The following is an 18,559-nucleotide window of genomic DNA, read 5'->3' as shown; positions in this document are numbered from 1 at the left end:
AAACTACATTCTGCCCCCCGCAAACAGTACAACGACTCGACGTTTGCTGTCAGTCACCGGGGAACAGACCCGGTGCCCCACCCGCTGGCACCCCGCCAGTCGGGGTGCAACATGCGCCAGGACCACAGCAACCCCGCAGGCAAAACCGTATCGCCACGCAATCGCCGGGCAGGCGGTGGGCCCGTAAAACCCGGCTCGGAAGCAATCTCTTGCAACGCGGACTTGACCCCACCCACACCGTCATAATTATCAGACAAGAACCGGGTACGATAACCATCCAGACAATTCTCAGGTTCAAACGCACCGTACATGCTGAAGTCAGCCCAACCCTGGCCACCGCTGTACCCTTCAAACTCTGCCCACAGGCGACGATCAAAACGCGAGTTCACTAACGAATTTCGCCGCAAAGGCATCAGTTGCCCCGGCATGTACGTGCCAACAATATCCTCATCATTACCCGCGGCAATACCATTCAAGACGAGTCCTTTCCAATCCGCCCCGCCACTTTTTTCCTTTAACTCGGTTCTGACGCGTACGAACACAGGCTGGAAAGCGGCTTGTGGCGTCAAGGCGCTAACTGCGGGGCTCTGCCATGGCCGAGGTTCAGCAATACAACCCCTCCACACCGATGCGGTGTAGTCCTGATTACTGTATTGCTTTCGCCCTTCCGTACCCGACGTCTCTTGTTGCCAGCGCGCCACCCAATTGCGCGCACTGGAATTATTTTGCGGCCCGACATTGACAACACTGGAGAATGGAACCAGCCCGACATACACGCCAGGAATTACAACACCATCCGGTTTCATGAGCAGTTCGGCCAGCCTGGATGCAGCGCTGTCAAGCAGATCGTGGCTGCCCTGATCTTCACGACCTGTTGAATTACCCGGGCCGCTGATATGCTCACCCTTGTCCAGCGCAAAAACGACTTCGACATCGCTGATGCTGGCGATCTGTACGACGCTTATCGAATTCAGCCCAAGTGCGAGCACCTTCAGGAAACCAGCACTGATTAATGGCAACTCACCGTTGAACGTCAAGGTCAGCGTACCGCCACCCACCGCAACTGAAATATTTTCTGCGGTAACCTTGCTGCCCAGATACCCGGCCGGGAAACCTGCACCAAAATAGGACATGGCTGCTGTTTCTAAATCACCAGCCCCTTCGGTAACAACCATTTGCCCTAGCGCGAGGGCGGCATTGTCAAGCGACGCCTGTACCCGCGCTTTGGCATCGGTGTAGCGTATCAGATCGATAGCACCCAGGCTGGCACCGAATATCAGTGCGGCAGAGGCAATAAACATCAGTGCGACAGCCCCGGTCTGGTCTACCCCCAAACGATGAATGAACCGGACACCCGACGCCGCTCTTTTCGCACGAAACCATTGGTTCAGCGCATTCACGGCTCGCTTCAAAAAGAACCGGCTCATTTCAATACCAACCAAAAGTTTATTCATGGGGTACTCTCCTGGTTGCTTGATGTATTAAGCCAGAATCACCGAACAAGACGCAAGCGTTGACTTGCGGACACATCCTTCAAAATCCGGTCTCGCAGCGTATTAACCTCTGACTTGGCCGTTGAATACACACGCTCCTCAAACGCACAGTCCCGCAAAACTTCTGCAGCAGGGCTGGTGCTTGAACCGTCGAGCTTTGCATTGGCGTCAACCACATAAACCGTAATGCCCGCAGAATCTATCGCCTCGCAAATACCCTTTGCGTAATCAGACACGCTAGGCCAACCTGAAATACTCAAAGATTTATCGGGCGACTGCCCATCCCCATACGGATCGCTCATGGCTAACGACGTACCCGGTTGATACACGTCTTGTATGGAAAGCGAGCCTGGCATTGAATATCAGAACATGCATCGCGGCTACGATGGTTTGCGCGAACCGGAGTGGAACCCGCATCATTTCGAAGCGCTGACGCAGGGTCGCACCGGTTGGCCCATGGTGGACGCCTGTGTGGCCATGCTGCGCGAAACCGGGTGGCTTAATTTCCGGATGCGCGCCATGCTGGTGTCGGTCGCTGCCTACCCGCTCTGGTTGCACTGGCGCGACGTGGGTCTGTGGCTGGCCCGCCAGTTTCTCGATTATGAACCCGGCATTCACTGGAGCCAGATGCAAATGCAATCGGGCACGACCGGCATCAATACCACCCGCGTCTACAACCCGATCAAGCAGGCCCTTGACCATGATCCCGACGGCCGCTTTGTGCGGCGCTGGCTGCCGGTGATGCGACGCGTTCCCGACGCCTGGCTGTTCGAGCCGTGGCGCATGCCGGATAGCGTGCAGGCACAATGCGGCGTAACCGTCGGGGTGGATATTCCCTTTCCTGTGGTCGATCTTGAAACTGCGATCCGGACGGCCAAAGCAAGGGTCCATGCCCTGCGCAAGCAGGCTGATGTCCGTGGAGCGAAGGCAGCGATTGTCGAAAAGCATGCCTCGCGCAGGGGTTGGGGAACGAAAACAGGGACAAGCATGACTTCAGGAGGCCCGAGAAACGACATGGACCAAACAGTCACCGGCCAATTGATGCTGGATTTTTGATACCGCAAAATAACTGTTTATATGTCCGCATAAACAACCAGTACGCACCCATTTGGCCGTTTTGCTCACCTTGTTTAGGGAAGGTCTGAAGAAGTCGATTTCAAACGTATAAAAATCGTCCTCTCGATTACCAACCCGCTGTGAAGATTCACACTGAAACCGCCGAAGCCCTCACCATTAACCTAATTGCTAAATTAACTTACCAGGTTAAAATAACCTTATGGAAAAAGGCACCCCACACCGTAAGTTGGCGGTCGTCAAAGCCTTGGTAAAGACCGGTCATGTCAAGGCTACAGCCAGCGCATTCAATGGCGCGCGTGAACTTGGCATCAACAACTTGGCCGGGATGTGTGACGTTGTCTTGGCGCTCACATCCTCCGACTTCTACAAAAGCATGACGACCCATGCCGATCATCGCGTCTGGCAGGATGTGTACCGCGCCAAAACGGCAAACGGTGATGAGGTGTACGTAAAACTAACCGTCATTGATGATGTGTTGATCGTTTCCTTCAAGGAGCTATGACCATGAAATGCCCATGCTGCGGCGCGGCTGAACTGATTCACGACACGCGCGATATACCCTATACCTATAAGGGCGAACACACCACCATCCCAGCGGTGACCGGCGACTTTTGCCCGGCTTGCAGTGAGGTCGTCTTGACCCGTGAAGACGGTGACCGTTACAGCGAAATGGTCGGTTTGTTTCAACGTCAGGTAAATGCCGCTTACGTCGATCCTGACTACATCGCCAAAGTGCGCAAGAAGCTCGATCTTGACCAGCGGCAGGCCGCCGAACTCTTTGGCGGCGGCGTCAACGCGTTTTCGCGCTATGAAAACGGCAAAACCAAACCGCCGCTGGCCTTGGTCAAGTTGCTCAAGCTACTGGACCGTCACCCCGATCTACTTGAAGAAGTTAGAACAGCCTGACATTCTCGAAACTCACCAATCTGCATGCTGAATAGACTGCAACCCGGAATTGCTGGGTGAACTAAAAACCGGTCGATCGATCCCATGAAAATGCGCAAGAAATCACAATTACCCACCAAAACGTGCGTGGTGTGCGGCTTGATTCGGTTTGAAGGCAAACGGGCCGGGGTGGCAAGTGTCGTCAACTTTGACAAGGCTCAGCATTTACGAATTGTGCAAGCGCACCTCATCCCGCACACTGAACGGTATCAACCCGCCATAAGGAACCGGTCAATGGCCATCTTGAATCGCGCAATTTCTGCATCTACAATAATCCAATGAAAATTACTTTCGATTTATTGAAGAATCGAAGTAATTTTTCAAAACATGGGGTCGAGCTATCACTGGCCTCATCCTTCGAGTGGGAAACAGCAGTCACCTGGGAAGATCTGCGTGAAAACTATGGTGAAACCAGACTGATTGCCATTGGCTACATCGGATTACGACTTCATGTCATTGTGTATGTCGATCGGGCAAATAACCGTCGCATAATCAGCCTTCGAAAAGCCAATCGCCGTGAGGTTATGAAATATGCCGAAACTTAAACCCGGAACCATTGTTCCAGACCCAGCGGAAGATAAACGCATCCATACAGGTATCGCAGCAGATCCGGATACTTGTAATCTGGCGACAGTCCAACCACAACATCTGAAACGGGTCGGCAGACCCAAAACCCTGCACCGAAAGTACAAGTCACCATCCGTTACGACAGCGATATTCTGGAGGCTTTCCAGGCAAGCGGGCCGGGCTGGCAAACGCGCATGAACAGTGCCCTGAGAGACTGGCTGGAAACGCATCGCTCCTGACCGCCGCTCCAATATATCAAGCCTAATCGCCAGGCAAACATCACAACCGTAACGCCCACAGGCCAGTACAAGGCGCCACCGCTTTCACAGGAAACATCGCTGTCGCCTGTCAGACAGACACAGCTACAATCGGTGAAACATCACAATAATTCCACAGGAGCATGGCATGTCCAAACTGATCCCCGTTGTTGACCCCGATGGTTTGCTTGAATATTCAGTGGTGTACACCGACCGCGCCCTGAACCATATGTCCAAGGTTTTTCAGGGGGTCATGAACGACATCTCGGCCACCTTGAAAAAGTCTATAACGCCCAGGCCGCGATTGTCGTGCCCGGCAGCGGCACGTTCGGCATGGAGGCCGTCGCCCGTCAGTTTGCCACCGGCAAACGCTGTATGGTGCTGCGCAACGGCTGGTTCAGCTACCGCTGGACCCAGATCTTCGACATGGGCAATATTCCTGCCGAGTCCTTCGTTCTGAAAGCCCGCCCCATCGAATCCGGCACCCAGGCGGCCTTTGCGCCAGCGCCCATCGATGACGTCGTCAAAGCCATTCACGAACAAAAACCCGATCTGGTTTTTGCCCCCATGTGGAAACCGCTTCAGGCATCATGCTTCCCGACAGCTACCTGAAGCAGGTTGCTGACGCCGTACATGCCGTGGGTGGCCTGTTTGTGCTTGACTGCATCGCCTCGGGTACGGTCTGGGTCGACATGAAAGCTACCGGTGTCGATATCCTGATCAGTGCCCCGCAAAAAGGCTGGACCGGGGCCGCATGTTGTGCCCTAGTCATGCTGGGTAATACCGCCCTGCAACGTATCGAACACACCACCAGCACCAGCTTTGCCTGCGACCTGCGCAAGTGGTTGCACATCATGCAGGCTTACGAAAACGGCGGCCATGCCTACCATGCCACCCTGCCCACCGATGGCTTGGTCAAGCTGCGAGACGCCATGGCCGAAACCCAAGCCAACGGCTTTGACACCATGAAAGCGCGTCAGCTGCAGTTGGGGCAGGCCGTACGCAAACTGCTGGCGCAATACGGTTTCAAAAGTGTTGCTGCCCCCGGCTTTGAAGCCCCCGGCGTTGTGGTCAGCTACACCACTGACGACGGCCTGCAGTCTGCACGAAAGTTTCTGGCTGCCGGCCTGCAAGCGGCGGCCGGTGTACCGCTGCAATGCGACGAGCCTGCCGACTACAAAACCTTCCGCCTGGGGCTGTTCGGGCTGGACAAACTCAACAATATCGAACGAACCGTGCAATTACTGGAAGACGCGCTGAAAAAAATCGACGCGTAATCGTTACTGATTAATTCTGCCGCTCAACGGCTTCAGCGATCAACCCGCTGAAGCCGTTTTTTTCGTTCTCGCACACCACACCACGGCACGGCACAAAATTATCCCACATCCTTTTAATAACCTAAGGAAATAAAGATATTCTTTTATATTCGTTTTGATTCTATATATGGCTCTTTAGAATAAGCGGAAAGTTTTTTGATAAACGTCTTTCCGAGAGTATCCATGAGCCGCCTGACCATCCATTCGATCGAAACCGCCCCCGAAGCTTCCAAAGAGCGCCTGGAAACCGCCAAGAAAAACAACGGTTTTCTGCCTAACCTGATCGGTGTACTGGCAAACGCTCCCACGGCCCTGGAAACCTACCAGGTCGTCGGCGCCATCAATGCCCGCACCGGTCTTACCCCTGAAGAACGTGAAGTGGTGCAAATCACTGCGGCTACGCTGAACGGTTGCGGCTTCTGTGTCGCAGGTCACACTGCACTGTCACGTAAAAAACTGGGCATGCCTGAAGAAATCATCCAGGCCCTGCGTAAAACCGAGGCACTGACCGACCCCAAACTCAATGCCCTGGCGCAGTTCACCATCGCCGTCATCGAGAACAAAGGCCAGGTCTCCGACGACGCTCTGAACGCATTCTTCAACGCCGGTTACACCCAGGCGAACGCGCTGGAAGCCGTCTTGGGCGTCAGCCTGGCCACACTGTGCAACTTTGCCAACAACCTGGCCCAAACACCCATCAACCCTGAATTGCAACCCCACGCCTGAATTAATCTGGCATCGGGGTCTGACCCCCTTAACCGGTTTACCGCCGCCCCCATCGGGGACAGACCCCCGGGGTCTGCCCCCGTAACACCCGAAACATCGCACCAAGGAACATTGTCATGACACATTCGGCGACCACCCTTCTGAACGCTGTAGATACCCAGGCGACGCAAGAACTTGCACCGCTGGTGAACGCGATTGATGAAGGGCAGTACCCGCAAGCGTATCTGCAGAACCTGGGTGCCATGGGTGGCTTTTCGGCCAGCGTACCCGTTGACCAGGGCGGTCTGGGTCTCGATTTGTCCACCCAGGTCAATGTCACCACCCGGGTCTCACGCGAGTGCGGTTCCACCGCGTTCATGGTGTGGTGCCAGTCAACCTGCGCCTGGTATTTGCTGAATGCCGCCAACGCCCCCGTTCGCGAGCGCTACCTGGCCCAGGTGGCCCGTGGCGAACTGCTGGCAGGCACCGGCATGTCCAATACCGTCAAACACTTGGCCGGCATCGAGAAAATCAATCTGCGCGCCACACGCACCGAAAACGGTTACGAAATCAGCGGTTCGCTGCCCTGGGTGTCCAACATCGGGGAAGACCACCTGGCGATTGTGGCGGCCCATGTCGAGGACGAGGGTTACATCATGTTCGCCGTGCGTGGCAACACCCTGGCCTGACCCTGCGTCGCTGCCTGCCCTTTGCCGGCATGGAAGGCACCCAGACCCTGACCGTACGCTTTGACAAGGTCGTCATCAGCAATGACGACGTTATCGCCCATCCAACCCAGTTCAAGGCCTACATCCAGCGCATCAAGCCCGGTTTCGTGCTGGGCCAGACCGGCATGGGCCTGGGCATTATTGAAGCCAGCATTGCCTCGATGCGAGCCACCAACAAAACCCACAGCCACGTCAACGTTTTCCTGGATGACCAAGCTGATGACCTGGACGCCGAACTGGAGAACCTGAAACAGACTATCAGCGACCTGGCCGCGAAAGCACAGAGGGGCGATGCCCCGCTGCTGGACGTCCTGAAAGCGCGTCTTGCAACGTCAGAGCTGGCCTTGCGTGCCACCCAGTCGGAAGTGCTGCACACCGGCGCCAAGGGCTACCTGATGAACCACGGCGCACAGCGCCGCCAACGTGAAGCGGTTTTTGTCGCCATCGTCACGCCCGCCCTGAAACACCTTCGCAAAGAAATCAACGACCTGGAACAATTGCAGGCCAAAGCGGCCTGATCAACGGCTCACCATCATGACCCAAACTGCCCAACGCCCCACCGTTCTTGAAGCCCGCGGCATCCAGCTGAGCTACGCGGCGCAGGGCAAACCGCGCAACACGGTACTGACCGATTTTTCGCTGCAAATCGCGCAAGGTGAAATTGTCGCCATTCTTGGCCCCAGCGGGGTCGGCAAATCGTCATTGCTGCGCGTACTGGCCGGGTTGCAGCAACCTCAGGCCGGCAGCGTACATATCCACGGTGAGCCGGTCAAAGGCCCCCACCCGCGTCTGGGTTTCGTCTTTCAAGACCCCAGCCTGTTGCCCTGGCTGAATCTTGAACAAAATGTCGGCTTCGGGCTGGATTTCAAACACCAGCCCAAAATCGACAACACTCACCGGCTGGCGCGCATCAACAACGCCATCAACGAAGTGGGGCTGGCTGCGGCCCGACAGCGCTACCCTCGGAACTGTCGGGCGGCATGGCACAACGCACGGCCCTGGCCCGCTGCCTGGCCCGTGAGCCCGAAATGCTCCTGCTCGACGAGCCCTTCAGTGCGCTTGACGAAATCACCCGCACTGAAATGCAAGACCTGTTGCGCAGCATCACCCGCAAGCACCAGGCTGCAGCCGTCATGGTGACCCACGACATCGACGAAGCACTGGTACTGGCTGACCGCATCATTCTGATCGGCCAACAGCCCGGTCGCTTGATCGGAGAATGGGCCATCACCCTGCCCCACCCGCGCGAAGACGCCATCGACGAACTGGAAAGCATTCGCCTGGAAATCGTTCACACCTTGCACAAAGCACGCCAGAAATCTGCGCAGACCCATTAAGTCGCTGCGCAATACGACACCGGACCCTACGTTACAGAGCACGACATGAGCACATTCAAACCCTCCGACGCATCACTTGACGCCCGCCGACAGTTCCTGAAACTGTCATCGCTGTTCACCGCCATGGGCGCACTGCCCCTGCTGGGCATGCAACGCCAGGCCTTTGCGGCCGACCCCAACGCGCCTCTGCGTATCGGCTACCTGCCCATCACTGACGCCACGCCGCTGCTGGTGGCGCATAACAACGGTTTGTTCGAACAGCAGGGCCTGACTGTTGAAAAACCACGCCTGTTTCGCAGCTGGGCCCAATTGGTTGAGGCCTTTCTGGCCGGCCAGGTCAATGCAATTCACCTGCTGTCACCCATGACCGTATGGGCCCGCTACGGCAGCCAGTCAAAAGCCAAAGTCGTGGCCTGGAACCACATGTCGGGGTCAGGCATTACGGTGCGCAATGACATCAATGATGTCGCACAACTGGGCGGCACCACCGTCGCGATTCCATTCTGGTACTCACTGCACAATGTCGTGTTGCAGCACTTGCTGAAAAGCAAAGGTCTTGAACCGATTGCCGACGGCGAACCCAACGAAAAGCAGGTCAAACTGGTGGTCATGGCACCATCGGACATGCTGCCTGCGCTGGCCAACCGCCAGATCGCCGGTTACACCGTGGCAGAACCGTTCAACGCTTCGGCCGAACTGCTGAAAGTCGGCAAAGTCCTGCGCTTTACCGGCGACGTCTGGAAAGACCACGCCTGCTGCGTGGTCCTGATGCATGAAGAAGACACCGTCAACCGCCCGGAATGGACGCAGAAGGTCGTAAATGGCATCGTGCAGGCCCAGGCCTGGATCCAGGACAACCGTGACGAAACTGCACGCATCCTGTCCAAAGACCATGCCCAGCGCTACACACCGCACCCGTACGACACCCTGGCCCAGGTTCTGGTGCCCGAACGTCTTGACCGCGCCCGCTACGAAGCCGATGGTGCCATCGTCAACAAAGACTGGCAGGAAAAGCGCATCGACTTCCAGCCCTATCCGTTCCCCAGCTACACCGAAGAACTGGTGCGTCGACTGAAAACCACCTTGGTGGCCGGCAAGAATGAATTTCTGGAAACACTGGATCCGGCATTCGTGGCTAGCGACCTGGTCGATTCTCGCTTTGCACGCAAGGCCATCGAAAGCATTGGTGGCATGCCCGTCTTCGGCATGCCCGCCAGCTACGAGCGCCAGGAAATCATTACGGTTTAAGGTTAAAGCATCATGCACAGAATCCTGCATTTCACTGCCTCTGGAAAGCGTATCCTGCTCGGGGCTGCCGGCCTGCTGACGCTGGTGGTGCTTTGGGGGCTGGGGATCCAGTGGCTGCAACAGGATATCGGCATGGCGGCGCTGCTCAGCCCGGCAAAAACCCTGTCCAGCCTGCACACCTTGCTGGTCGACAACCAGCTGACCGTACATACCCTGACCAGTCTGAAACGGGTTCTGGTTGGCCTTACCGTGGCGTTACTGATCGGTATCCCGGTGGGCCTGGCCATTGGCAGCTCGCGCATGTTGGAAAACAGCACCAGCAGCGCCTTCCAGTTCCTGCGCATGATTTCACCGCTGTCGTGGATGCCGATTGCCGTGATGATTTTCGGCATTGGCGACGCCCCCATCTACTTCCTGCTGTCATTCGCTGCGGTATGGCCGGTCATCCTGAATACCGCTGCGGGCGTCAAACAGCTTGACCCCAAATGGCTGATGCTGGCCAAAAGCCTGAGTGCGACCCGCACCGAAGTGTTACTGCGCATTGTCATTCCAGGCGTGCTGGGCCACATTTTGACCGGCGCACGCCTGGCCATCGGCATCATCTGGATTGTGCTGGTACCGTGCGAAATGCTGGGCGTCAGTTCTGGCCTGGGCTACTTCATCCTGGACACTCGTGACCGACTGGCGTATTCGGAACTGATGGCAGTGATCGTATTGATTGGTGCCTTGGGTTTCTTGCTGGATCTGGCGGCCCAGAAGCTGTACCAGCGATGGACCCACAGCAATTGACAGATAACACGTTATCGTCGACTTTAGCGCTTTACCGCACCGCGCTCGTGAATGTTTTCAAACCCCATCGAAGGGGCTGTAGGGCAACGCCCGCTTATGGGCGGTTGCCCGGTAAATACCCGCAATTTTTTCAAAAACGTCAACTGGCACGACTTTACCTTCAAGAAAGTCGTCCAGTTGATCGTAACTGAGCCCGAACGACTCTTCATCGGGTTTAAGCGGGGTCAGCGATTCAAGATCGGCTGTCGGCACTTTATACACCAAGGCATCCGGCGCCCCGAAGCGGGTCGCCAATGCGCGCACACGGCGCTTGTTCAGCCCGGTCAGTGGCGTGACGTCAGCCGCACCGTCACCAAACTTGGTAAAGAAACCGGTCAGGGCTTCAGCCGCATGATCGGTTCCCACCACCAGGCCATCATGTGCACCGCCCACGGCAAACTGCGCCACCATGCGCTGACGGGCCTTGATGTTGCCATGCAAGAAATCTTGATGTGCGGCATCCCGAAACACGGCCCCGATTGTTGCAAGGTGTGCAACATGGCATCGCTGGCGGGTTTGATATCGACCGTAACCAGCGCATCGGGGCCAATCACCTTCAAGCCAACCTGGGCGTCTTCCTCATCTTTCTGCACGCCGTACGGTAATCGCATCGCAATGAAGCGCGCATCATGCCCTTGCTCACGAACCCGCTGAACGGCACGCTGCGACAAACAGCCACCGACCAGTGAATCGACACCACCGCTGATACCTAGCACCAGGGCCTTGCGACGCGTCGATAACAGATAGTTGGCAAGAAAACTGACCCGACGCTCAATTTCAGCATCCACGTCAAAATCAGGATTGACACACAGTTCTGAAATGATCTGCTTCTGCAAGGCAATTTGTTCGGGCGTCAACACGGCAGTTCCTTTTATGGCTAAAGCGACATCATATCGCCCACATTAAACAAGGCCAACAGGCCCAGTACAGCAAAAATTGCGGCGGCAATGCCATGCACCAGTCGCATCGGTATGCGCGCCGCAAACCGGTCGCCCACGAATACCGCCGGCACATCGGCAATCAGCATGCCCAGTGTCGTACCGGCAATCACCAGTAATGGCGCAGCATAACTGGCCGCCAGAGCCACCGTGGCAATCTGGGTCTTGTCACCCATTTCGGCCAGAAAAAACGTGATGAAGGTGGCACCAAACACCCCCAGACGCTGGGCAACCCGGGTTTCTTCTTCTTCGATCTTGTCTGGAATCAGCGTCCAGACCGCCATCGCCAGGAACGATAACCCCAGGATCCAGCGCAAAACGTCAGGGCTCAGCACCGTTGTCACCCACGACCCGACAGCACCGGCAAGACCATGATTCAGCAACGTCGCCGCCAGGATTCCCAAAATGATAGGCACCGGCTTTTTGAAGCGTGCCGCCAGAATAAACGCCAACAGCTGGGTTTTGTCACCCATTTCCGCCAGCGCCACAACGCCGGTCGACACCCACAATGCTTCCATGAAACGGCCTTCACCTATAATTGAGAACGGGAGAGGATTTTACATGCTGCGTGCCGCCATTGCCCGATACATCCGTACCCCTTCAAGGCCATGTGCCCATGCGTACGGCGTTGCACCCTCCCTCACATTCAGCACCGCCCCGCACCATGAACCGGCAGGAACCCATAATGCCCATCGTCCCTATTCAGCACACTGAAACCGTCACCCAACCGCGTACCGTCGAACAACGGGTACTGGGCCGTGCCACCACGGATGGCGCCGGCGTCAAGTTAACCCGGGTCGTGGCCGGCAACCTGCAACGTCGCCTTGACCCCTACCTGATGCTGGACGCCTTCGGCAGCGACGACCCCGATGATTACATTGCCGGGTTTCCCAACCACCCGCATCGAGGTTTTGAAACCATCACCTACATGATCGCCGGTCGCATGCGCCATAACGACAGTGCCGGCAACGAAGGCATTCTGCAAAATGGCGGCGTTCAATGGATGACTGCCGGAAAAGGTGTCATTCATTCTGAACTGCCCGAGCAGGAAGAAGGCGTCATGGAAGGCTTTCAGCTGTGGCTGAACCTGCCGGCCGCCGACAAAATGTGCGCCCCGGGCTACCTGGACATCCAGACCGATGATATTCCTGAAATAGAGCCCGCCCCTGGTGTGCGGGCCCGCGTGATTGCCGGCACCAGCCATGGAGTGCAGGGCAAAATCCAGCGCGAAGCCACACGACCGCTGTATCTGGACATCCATTTCGATGCGGCAGGCACATTTCACCAGCAACTTCCCGCCAGCGCCAATGCGTTTGTGTACGTGTACCGCGGTGACGTCACGGTCGGCAACACCCCGGTGCCACGCACCCACATGGCCATTTTAAATAACGACACGGGTAGTAACGGTGTCACCATTCACGCCAGCGGCCCTGCCAAGGTTTTACTGATTGCCGGCGAACCGCTGAACGAACCTATCGCCCAGTACGGCCCCTTTGTCATGAATACCGAACAAGAACTGATGCAGGCCGTCAAAGACTTCCAGGCCGGTTTGTTTGGTCAGCCCCGATAAAACGCTTTTCCGCATTCACGAACAAACACATCCACTCATGACCAACCCCTCGAATTTCCACGACCTGCCCCTGTCAGACGCTCTGCTGAACACCCTCGACAGCCTGGGTTTCACGGAAATGACGCCCATTCAGGCACAAACCTTGCCGCTAACCCTTGAGAGCAAAGACCTGATCGCCCAAGCGAAAACCGGTTCCGGGAAAACAGCAGCATTCACGCTACCCCTGCTGACACACCTGAACCCACGGTTCTTCGGCACACAGGCCCTGGTGTTGTGCCCTACCCGGGAACTGGCCGACCAGGTCAGCGCCGAAATCCGTCGTTTGGCTCGAGGCATGGACAACATCAAAGTACTAACGTTGTGTGGCGGCAGCGCCATCAAACCGCAAATCGAATCGCTGGCTCACGGCGCGCACATCGTGGTGGGCACCCCGGGTCGCATACGCGACCACCTCGAGCGCGAAACCCTGATCTTGCCAGGCTTGAATACCCTGGTGCTGGACGAGGCCGACCGCATGATCGACATGGGCTTTTTTGATGACATGGTCGCCATTGCGTCGCACTGCCCGCACAAACGTCACACCATGCTGTTTTCGGCTACCTACCCCGACAATATCCGCAAGGCCAGTGCCCGCTTCCTGAAAAATCCCACCGAAGTATTCACTGAATCGTTGCACAGCAGCCACCACATCGAACAGCATTTCTTTGAAGTCACCGACGACCAGCGCCTGGAAGCCGGTATTCGGCTACTGTCCATGCACCAACCGGCATCGACCCTGGTCTTTTGTAATACCAAGGCACGAGTCATGGACATGGTTGACCTGCTGCGTGAACACGGTTTCAACGCCCTGGAACTGCATGGCGACATGGAGCAGCGCGAGCGCGAAGACGTCATGATCCAATTCGCCAACCAAAGCTGCGCGGTTCTGGTCGCCACCGATGTCGCCGCGCGTGGCCTGGACATCAAGACACTGGACGCCGTACTGAACATTGATATTTCACCCGACCCGGAAGTACACATCCATCGCATCGGCCGTACCGGTCGCACCGACCAGCCCGGGCTGGCGCTAAGCCTGGTGGGCCCCAAAGAGCGACACTGGGCCGAACGTATCGCCGAGTTTCAGAAGTCGCCGCTGGTGTGGAAACCGCTGGCCCCCGTACTGAAACAGGCCATAAAGCCCATTTCCGCACCGATGGTGACCCTGTGCATCCAGGGCGGCAAAAAACACAAGCTGCGCCCTGGCGACCTGTTAGGGGCCCTGACCAAAGACGCTGGCCTGAAATTTGAAGACGTCGGCAAAATCAAGATTATGGATTTTGTGTCGTTTGTCGCCCTGCGCCGCGAAATCGCGGAACAGGCCTACAGCCACCTGATCGGCAGCCAGATCAAGGGCAAACAGTTTCGCATGCGATTCATGAGCTGAGGCGGTAAAAGACAAACCGTTCAGCCCGAATGCGTTGCGCTGCCGTCATACCAGCCAGCAGTTATTCCTGCTCGTCAACCGGCGCCGGATGCGTGGCGAACCAATGGCCAAGCTTGGCTGCCTTGGTTTGAAGATACCCTTCGTTGTACCGGTTGCGGTTCACTTGCAAAGGCAATCGTTCGGCCACGTTGAGCCCGACCTGGGTCAGGGCGTCTACCTTGCGCGGGTTGTTGGTCATGAGACGCAATTGCGTAATACCGAAGTGATCAAGCATGGGTTTGCAAATATCGTAACGCCGCATATCGGCAGGGAAACCCAGGCGCACATTGGCTTCGACCGTATCCGCCCCCTGATCTTGCAACTGGTAAGCCCTGATCTTGTTGACCAGACCAATGCCGCGCCCCTCTTGACGCAAATACAACAGCACGCCCCGCCCTTCCTTGGCGATGGCTTGCAACGCCGTTTCAAGCTGCGCACCGCAGTCGCAACGCTGGCTGAACAGCGCATCACCGGTAAGGCATTCAGAATGCACCCTGGCCAGCACGGGCTGACCATCATTGACTGAACCCAACGTCAGCGCAACGTGCTCTTTGCCGGTGTCGGGCGAGACGAAGGCATGTAGGGTAAAAACGGCCCAAGGGGTGGGCAGTTGGCAAGAATCGACGTAATCCACTTTGTAATTCTCGGGGGAGCGCGAAACGGACGCGAAAATAAAAGATTAACACTCTTTGGGCAGACAAACCCGCCACGAGCCGCCCGGTTTGACCCGCCACACCCGCGTAATGAGGCCCGGCGCGTGATCAGAGCAAGCTCTGGAAATCAATTTCACCAGAATTTTCATCCCAGGCGCCCCGTGCCAGCGCGGCGCGAATCCGCGTGATGGCCTGCGAACGCAACTGGGAGACACGCCCCTCGGTAACACCCAGAACTGCGGCGATTTCTTTCTGGTTCAGGTCTTGTTCAAACTGTAACGATAACAGCAACGCCTCGCGTTCAGGTAACTGACCAATTGCATCGACCAGGGCAGCGCGCAAGCCTTGAGACATCAGCGCCTGCAACGGGTTTGACCACTGACTGCGGGCGTCGTCAGGATCTTCAACATTTTCGCCCGCATGCCCGGCATCATTCTGATGACGGGCAAGATCTTCGTAGTGCACAACCTGCACCCCATGCGCATCTTCAAGCATGTCGTGGTAATCGTCCAACGAGATATCAAGCTCGGTCGCAATCTCGGACTCGGTTGCCGGCCTTAACAGTTGTTGTTCGAGCTTGTGAACTGCCTGTTCGATAGTGCGCGCCTTGGCGCGTACGCTTCGGGGCAGCCAGTCCTGGCTGCGCAATTCGTCCAGCATGGCCCCCGGATGCGCGTTACCGCGTAGGTCTCGAATTGCGCCTCGGGCATTTGCTGGTACCGACGCACGGCGTCCAGCAGCCCCATCAAACCGGCCTGAAGCAAATCATCAAGTTCAACGCTGGGTGGCAGCCGCGAAATAAGCTGTAACGCCAGGCGCCGAACCAGGGGGCATATTCGCCAACAAGCTGATCTTCGGTAAGCGGCATACCTTGTCTTATGCAGTGTTCCGGTAAATAATACGCAAGCACTATACAACGAAACTCGTTGCCAAATAACAACAAAATAAGGGTTCCACGGCAATTTCAGCGGGGCACTCCACCCTATTGACCCTTTCACTAAACTTTTACCAAACTCTGCCGTAACCCCGTTACCTGATAATAATAACCTGCCCCTACCTGACTGCCCGGGAGTAATTCTCATGATTAACCCGCTACATTCATCATCCCAAACCGCCGGCATCACTGTCCAGATGGCCGATGCGGTACGCGTCGTGAACCAGCCCGAACCTGCGCGGGCAGTCACCGCGGCCGAAACCGCCCTTGACGCCCGGCTAAATTCGCAAAATGCCCAAAAAGGCCCTCAACAAGCCGAACCCAAACAGCTGGATGACACCCTGGAAGAGCTGAATCAACGCATGCAGGCATGGTCTACCGGCCTCAAGTTCTCTATGGATGAAGACGCACAGCGTCTGGTGGTGTCTATTGTCGATACAGCAACCGGCGACGTCATCCGGACAGTACCCAGCGATGCAGTGCTAAAAGTGGCAAAAATGATCGTCCAGATGCAAGGTCAAATGGTAGATACCAAAGTTTGACGTCCTGCCGTACACCAACAACACAAATCGGGCATTCCTGGGCATAGATCAGGGTGCCGCAAGGGTTTACACTAACCCTAAACCAGTAAAAACATTCTGAAGGAGTTTCAAATGGCTATTTCATCAATCGGCGTTGGTTCGGGGTTGCCCGTGACGAAGTTACTCGACGACCTGCGCACCAATGAAAGCCAGGTGCTCAACACAATTTCGGCCCGCCAGAAAACCGAACAAAGTCGTGTATCGGCATATGGCACGATCAAAAGCGCGGTTGAAACTCTGCAAACATCGTCACGCAATCTCGCAAAAGCAGAAACCTTCGGAGCCATGAAGGCCTCCGTGAATGGCGACGGCATTTCAGCCAGCGTAGACGCCACAGCCATTGCAGGCAACTATGCCGTCAAGGTTGAAACATTGGCTACCTCTCAATCACTGGTCACCGCCGGTGCTGCAAGCCGTACTGATACCATCGGCAGCGGCGGGGCCATCACCCTTACGCTGGGTGACGGGTCGACCAAAACACTGAATCTCGGCAGTGGCGATACGTCAATTAACGGTCTTATTGCAGCTATCAATGGCGATGACTCACTCGGCGTCCAGGCCACCGTAATCAACGACGGTGACCCCTCGAACCCTTACCGGCTGATGCTCACCGCAACCGGTACGGGCACCGAGGCTGCCGTCACTCAAATCGAAGTCACCGGCAACACTGATCTGGCCAATCTGCTGAACTTTGATGCCAGCAGCACCGACCCCCAATCCGTGTCCGAGCAAGCAGCAACAAATGCCAAAATCTCCATTAACGGTATTGATATCGTCAGCCAAACCAACACCATCGAAGACGTCATCGAAGGTGTCACGTTAACGCTGAATACCGCTGACCCGGCGAAAACCATCAATCTGTCGGTCACTCGCGATGATAGCGCTGCCAGCAAGGCCATCACCAATTTTGTGAATGCCTACAACGCACTCCAGGGCACAGTACGTTCATTAACCTCGTACAACACCGAAACCCAGCAAGGCAGTGCCCTTACGGGTGACGCGGTTGCACGTCGCGTTCAGGAACAAGTCCGCGGCATTCTCTCGGTAAACTCACCTGACGGTGACATTCGCTCGTTGGCTGATCTCGGCATTGAGTTCAACTATCAGAATGGCGAACTGACGCTCGATAATGCAAAGCTGTCCGCAGCCCTCAAAAACAACCTGTCAGACGTCACCAGCTTCCTTCAGGGTGCGGGGGCGTGACTGAACGCATGGGGCAAATCACCGGCGACTTGCTCAGCGCCCGCGGGCCAATCAACTCGGCCAGCAACGGCGCATCAGAAACCGTCAAAGAACTGGCGCGCCAGTACGAAACAACGTCCTTGCGTATTGACGAACGGATGGCGACGTATCAAAAGCAGTTCGCGGCGCTCGACACCATGATCGCGCAAATGAATTCGGTCAGTGGTTACCTCACCACACAGCTTTCGATGCTCGAAAATCTCTCCAGCCAGAAGAAATGACCTACTCCATGCCCCGCGGCCCTCGCGGCAATCGTTCTGTTCAGGCGTACGCCAACATCGGCCTCGAAACCGAAGTGCTCAGCGCACCACCCGAACGCCTCATCACCCTGCTTTATGACGGTGCGTTGGCGGCCATCGCAAAGGCGCGCCTCTATATGGACAGCAACAATATCGCAGGCCGGGGCACGTCCATTTCCAAAGCCATCGACATCATTGAATCGGGGCTCAAGGCCAGCCTTAATCTCGAAGCCGGCGGCGAGCTGGCCAAGAACCTGTCCGAAACTTACGATCTGATGGTCAGAAACCTGCTTCTGGCCAATCTGAACAATGACAAGGAAAAGCTTCAACTGGCCGAAACCATGCTGAAGGAAATCGCCGATGCCTGGAAAACATCTGTCGACCGGCCCAAAAGCGCTACACCGGCCACCTGATGCCGTACGGTCCGCTCACCCGGCCC

19 protein-coding genes and 5 pseudogenes are annotated in these 18,559 nt (G+C 56.4%); 18 read left to right on the top strand and 6 right to left on the bottom strand.

The genetic code is table 11. The features are described 5' to 3' along the window. Positions 1-53: 53 nt before the first annotated feature. Both N7E01_RS14460 and N7E01_RS14455 read right to left on the bottom strand, forming a co-directional pair. Positions 54-1,454: a TadE/TadG family type IV pilus assembly protein gene (locus N7E01_RS14460; RefSeq protein ID WP_289173380.1), complete on the bottom strand. Its 1,401-nt coding sequence runs from the start codon at positions 1,452-1,454 to the stop codon at positions 54-56. Positions 1,455-1,492: 38 nt separating this feature from the next. Further along, positions 1,493-1,729: a hypothetical protein gene (locus tag N7E01_RS14455; protein ID WP_289173379.1), complete on the bottom strand. Its 237-nt coding sequence runs from the start codon at positions 1,727-1,729 to the stop codon at positions 1,493-1,495. A gap of 100 nt (positions 1,730-1,829) precedes the next feature. Between N7E01_RS14455 and N7E01_RS14450 the strand changes: the two are divergent. The 12 genes and pseudogenes from N7E01_RS14450 to N7E01_RS14395 all read left to right on the top strand — a co-directional run. Further along, positions 1,830-2,549: pseudogene (locus tag N7E01_RS14450) on the top strand (FAD-binding domain-containing protein); the annotation flags it as partial. Positions 2,550-2,769: 220 nt separating this feature from the next. Further along, complete coding sequence (locus tag N7E01_RS14445; protein WP_289173378.1) at positions 2,770-3,072, top strand: type II toxin-antitoxin system MqsR family toxin; 303 nt, start codon at positions 2,770-2,772, stop codon at positions 3,070-3,072. Between the two features lie 2 nt (positions 3,073-3,074). Then, a complete protein-coding gene (locus N7E01_RS14440; protein WP_289173377.1) occupies positions 3,075-3,476 on the top strand; it encodes a type II toxin-antitoxin system MqsA family antitoxin in 402 nt (133 codons plus the stop codon). 317 nt (positions 3,477-3,793) lie between these two features. After that, on the top strand, positions 3,794-4,060 hold the full coding sequence (locus N7E01_RS14435) for a BrnT family toxin (RefSeq protein ID WP_289173376.1): 267 nt from the start codon (positions 3,794-3,796) through the stop codon (positions 4,058-4,060). A 153-nt stretch (positions 4,061-4,213) separates the two neighbouring features. Then, positions 4,214-4,321, top strand: coding sequence for a BrnA antitoxin family protein (locus N7E01_RS19535; protein WP_434089587.1), 108 nt, complete (start codon positions 4,214-4,216; stop codon positions 4,319-4,321). 166 nt (positions 4,322-4,487) lie between these two features. Further along, positions 4,488-5,616: pseudogene (locus N7E01_RS14425) on the top strand (aminotransferase class V-fold PLP-dependent enzyme). Between the two features lie 222 nt (positions 5,617-5,838). Continuing rightward, positions 5,839-6,381: a carboxymuconolactone decarboxylase family protein gene (locus tag N7E01_RS14420; RefSeq protein ID WP_289173375.1), complete on the top strand. Its 543-nt coding sequence runs from the start codon at positions 5,839-5,841 to the stop codon at positions 6,379-6,381. A gap of 116 nt (positions 6,382-6,497) precedes the next feature. Continuing rightward, positions 6,498-7,049 (top strand): acyl-CoA dehydrogenase family protein, encoded by a 552-nt coding sequence (locus N7E01_RS14415; protein WP_289173374.1) that lies wholly within the window; start codon positions 6,498-6,500, stop codon positions 7,047-7,049. Positions 7,050-7,078: 29 nt separating this feature from the next. Further along, on the top strand, positions 7,079-7,606 hold the full coding sequence (locus tag N7E01_RS14410; protein ID WP_289173373.1) for a hypothetical protein: 528 nt from the start codon (positions 7,079-7,081) through the stop codon (positions 7,604-7,606). A 16-nt stretch (positions 7,607-7,622) separates the two neighbouring features. Continuing rightward, positions 7,623-8,425 (top strand): annotated as a pseudogene (locus tag N7E01_RS19530) (ABC transporter ATP-binding protein). A 45-nt stretch (positions 8,426-8,470) separates the two neighbouring features. Further along, positions 8,471-9,673 carry an ABC transporter substrate-binding protein gene (locus tag N7E01_RS14400; RefSeq protein WP_289173372.1) on the top strand — a complete coding sequence of 401 codons (1,203 nt, stop codon included), beginning with the start codon at positions 8,471-8,473 and terminating at the stop codon, positions 9,671-9,673. 12 nt (positions 9,674-9,685) lie between these two features. Beyond that, positions 9,686-10,462: an ABC transporter permease gene (locus tag N7E01_RS14395; RefSeq protein ID WP_289173371.1), complete on the top strand. Its 777-nt coding sequence runs from the start codon at positions 9,686-9,688 to the stop codon at positions 10,460-10,462. A 57-nt stretch (positions 10,463-10,519) separates the two neighbouring features. Here N7E01_RS14395 and nadE read toward each other — a convergent pair. After that, positions 10,520-11,361, bottom strand: a pseudogene (gene nadE, locus N7E01_RS14390) (NAD(+) synthase). Between the two features lie 17 nt (positions 11,362-11,378). Then, positions 11,379-11,957 carry a TMEM165/GDT1 family protein gene (locus tag N7E01_RS14385; RefSeq protein WP_289173370.1) on the bottom strand — a complete coding sequence of 193 codons (579 nt, stop codon included), beginning with the start codon at positions 11,955-11,957 and terminating at the stop codon, positions 11,379-11,381. 167 nt (positions 11,958-12,124) lie between these two features. Here N7E01_RS14385 and N7E01_RS14380 point away from each other — a divergent pair, with 167 nt between their 5' ends. Both N7E01_RS14380 and dbpA read left to right on the top strand, forming a co-directional pair. Further along, on the top strand, positions 12,125-13,009 hold the full coding sequence (locus N7E01_RS14380) for a pirin family protein (protein WP_289173369.1): 885 nt from the start codon (positions 12,125-12,127) through the stop codon (positions 13,007-13,009). A 37-nt stretch (positions 13,010-13,046) separates the two neighbouring features. Further along, positions 13,047-14,432, top strand: coding sequence for an ATP-dependent RNA helicase DbpA (gene dbpA, locus N7E01_RS14375; protein WP_289173368.1), 1,386 nt, complete (start codon positions 13,047-13,049; stop codon positions 14,430-14,432). A gap of 61 nt (positions 14,433-14,493) precedes the next feature. Here the strand turns inward: dbpA and ribA are convergent, their stop codons facing one another. Next, the gene (gene ribA, locus N7E01_RS14370; protein ID WP_289173367.1) at positions 14,494-15,105 is read right to left on the bottom strand and encodes a GTP cyclohydrolase II; all 612 of its coding nucleotides are present in this window, start codon (positions 15,103-15,105) and stop codon (positions 14,494-14,496) included. 127 nt (positions 15,106-15,232) lie between these two features. Next, positions 15,233-15,992 (bottom strand): annotated as a pseudogene (locus N7E01_RS14365) (RNA polymerase sigma factor FliA). 212 nt (positions 15,993-16,204) lie between these two features. Between N7E01_RS14365 and N7E01_RS14360 the strand changes: the two are divergent. The 4 genes from N7E01_RS14360 to fliS all read left to right on the top strand — a co-directional run bounded on the left by N7E01_RS14360 (position 16,205) and on the right by fliS (position 18,533). Next, on the top strand, positions 16,205-16,600 hold the full coding sequence (locus tag N7E01_RS14360) for a flagellar protein FlaG (RefSeq protein ID WP_289173366.1): 396 nt from the start codon (positions 16,205-16,207) through the stop codon (positions 16,598-16,600). Positions 16,601-16,711: 111 nt separating this feature from the next. Then, the gene (gene fliD, locus N7E01_RS14355; protein WP_434089522.1) at positions 16,712-17,842 is read left to right on the top strand and encodes a flagellar filament capping protein FliD; all 1,131 of its coding nucleotides are present in this window, start codon (positions 16,712-16,714) and stop codon (positions 17,840-17,842) included. Beyond that, positions 17,839-18,102, top strand: a complete 264-nt coding sequence (gene fliD / locus N7E01_RS19525) for a flagellar filament capping protein FliD (RefSeq protein WP_434089521.1) — start codon at positions 17,839-17,841, stop codon at positions 18,100-18,102. Before fliD (N7E01_RS14355) ends, fliD (N7E01_RS19525) begins: the two co-directional genes overlap by 4 nt. After that, positions 18,099-18,533 carry a flagellar export chaperone FliS gene (gene fliS / locus N7E01_RS14350; RefSeq protein WP_289173365.1) on the top strand — a complete coding sequence of 145 codons (435 nt, stop codon included), beginning with the start codon at positions 18,099-18,101 and terminating at the stop codon, positions 18,531-18,533. The genes fliD (N7E01_RS19525) and fliS overlap by 4 nt, the downstream gene beginning before the upstream one ends. The last annotated feature ends 26 nt before the right edge of the window (positions 18,534-18,559 follow it).

The organism is Neopusillimonas aromaticivorans, assembly GCF_030344915.1.
Taxonomy (GTDB): domain Bacteria; phylum Pseudomonadota; class Gammaproteobacteria; order Burkholderiales; family Burkholderiaceae_B; genus Neopusillimonas; species Neopusillimonas aromaticivorans.
The sequence above is the reverse complement of the archived record's forward strand: the minus strand, read 5'-3'. Positions and strand labels throughout refer to the sequence as shown.

What these genes read in the sequence shown, in the direction of transcription:
- N7E01_RS14420 (WP_289173375.1), top strand. Translation starts at nt 5,839, where the DNA reads ATGAGCCGCCTGACCATCCATTCGATCGAAACCGCCCCCGAAGCTTCC.
- N7E01_RS14445 (WP_289173378.1), top strand. Translation starts at nt 2,770, where the DNA reads ATGGAAAAAGGCACCCCACACCGTAAGTTGGCGGTCGTCAAAGCCTTG.
- fliS (WP_289173365.1), top strand. Translation starts at nt 18,099, where the DNA reads ATGACCTACTCCATGCCCCGCGGCCCTCGCGGCAATCGTTCTGTTCAG.
- dbpA (WP_289173368.1), top strand. Translation starts at nt 13,047, where the DNA reads ATGACCAACCCCTCGAATTTCCACGACCTGCCCCTGTCAGACGCTCTG.
- N7E01_RS14385 (WP_289173370.1), bottom strand. Translation starts at nt 11,957, where the DNA reads ATGGAAGCATTGTGGGTGTCGACCGGCGTTGTGGCGCTGGCGGAAATG.
- N7E01_RS14460 (WP_289173380.1), bottom strand. Translation starts at nt 1,454, where the DNA reads ATGAATAAACTTTTGGTTGGTATTGAAATGAGCCGGTTCTTTTTGAAG.
- fliD (WP_434089522.1), top strand. Translation starts at nt 16,712, where the DNA reads ATGGCTATTTCATCAATCGGCGTTGGTTCGGGGTTGCCCGTGACGAAG.
- N7E01_RS14395 (WP_289173371.1), top strand. Translation starts at nt 9,686, where the DNA reads ATGCACAGAATCCTGCATTTCACTGCCTCTGGAAAGCGTATCCTGCTC.
- N7E01_RS14410 (WP_289173373.1), top strand. Translation starts at nt 7,079, where the DNA reads ATGGAAGGCACCCAGACCCTGACCGTACGCTTTGACAAGGTCGTCATC.
- N7E01_RS14435 (WP_289173376.1), top strand. Translation starts at nt 3,794, where the DNA reads ATGAAAATTACTTTCGATTTATTGAAGAATCGAAGTAATTTTTCAAAA.
- N7E01_RS14360 (WP_289173366.1), top strand. Translation starts at nt 16,205, where the DNA reads ATGATTAACCCGCTACATTCATCATCCCAAACCGCCGGCATCACTGTC.
- N7E01_RS14415 (WP_289173374.1), top strand. Translation starts at nt 6,498, where the DNA reads ATGACACATTCGGCGACCACCCTTCTGAACGCTGTAGATACCCAGGCG.
- N7E01_RS14400 (WP_289173372.1), top strand. Translation starts at nt 8,471, where the DNA reads ATGAGCACATTCAAACCCTCCGACGCATCACTTGACGCCCGCCGACAG.
- N7E01_RS14380 (WP_289173369.1), top strand. Translation starts at nt 12,125, where the DNA reads ATGCCCATCGTCCCTATTCAGCACACTGAAACCGTCACCCAACCGCGT.
- N7E01_RS14440 (WP_289173377.1), top strand. Translation starts at nt 3,075, where the DNA reads ATGAAATGCCCATGCTGCGGCGCGGCTGAACTGATTCACGACACGCGC.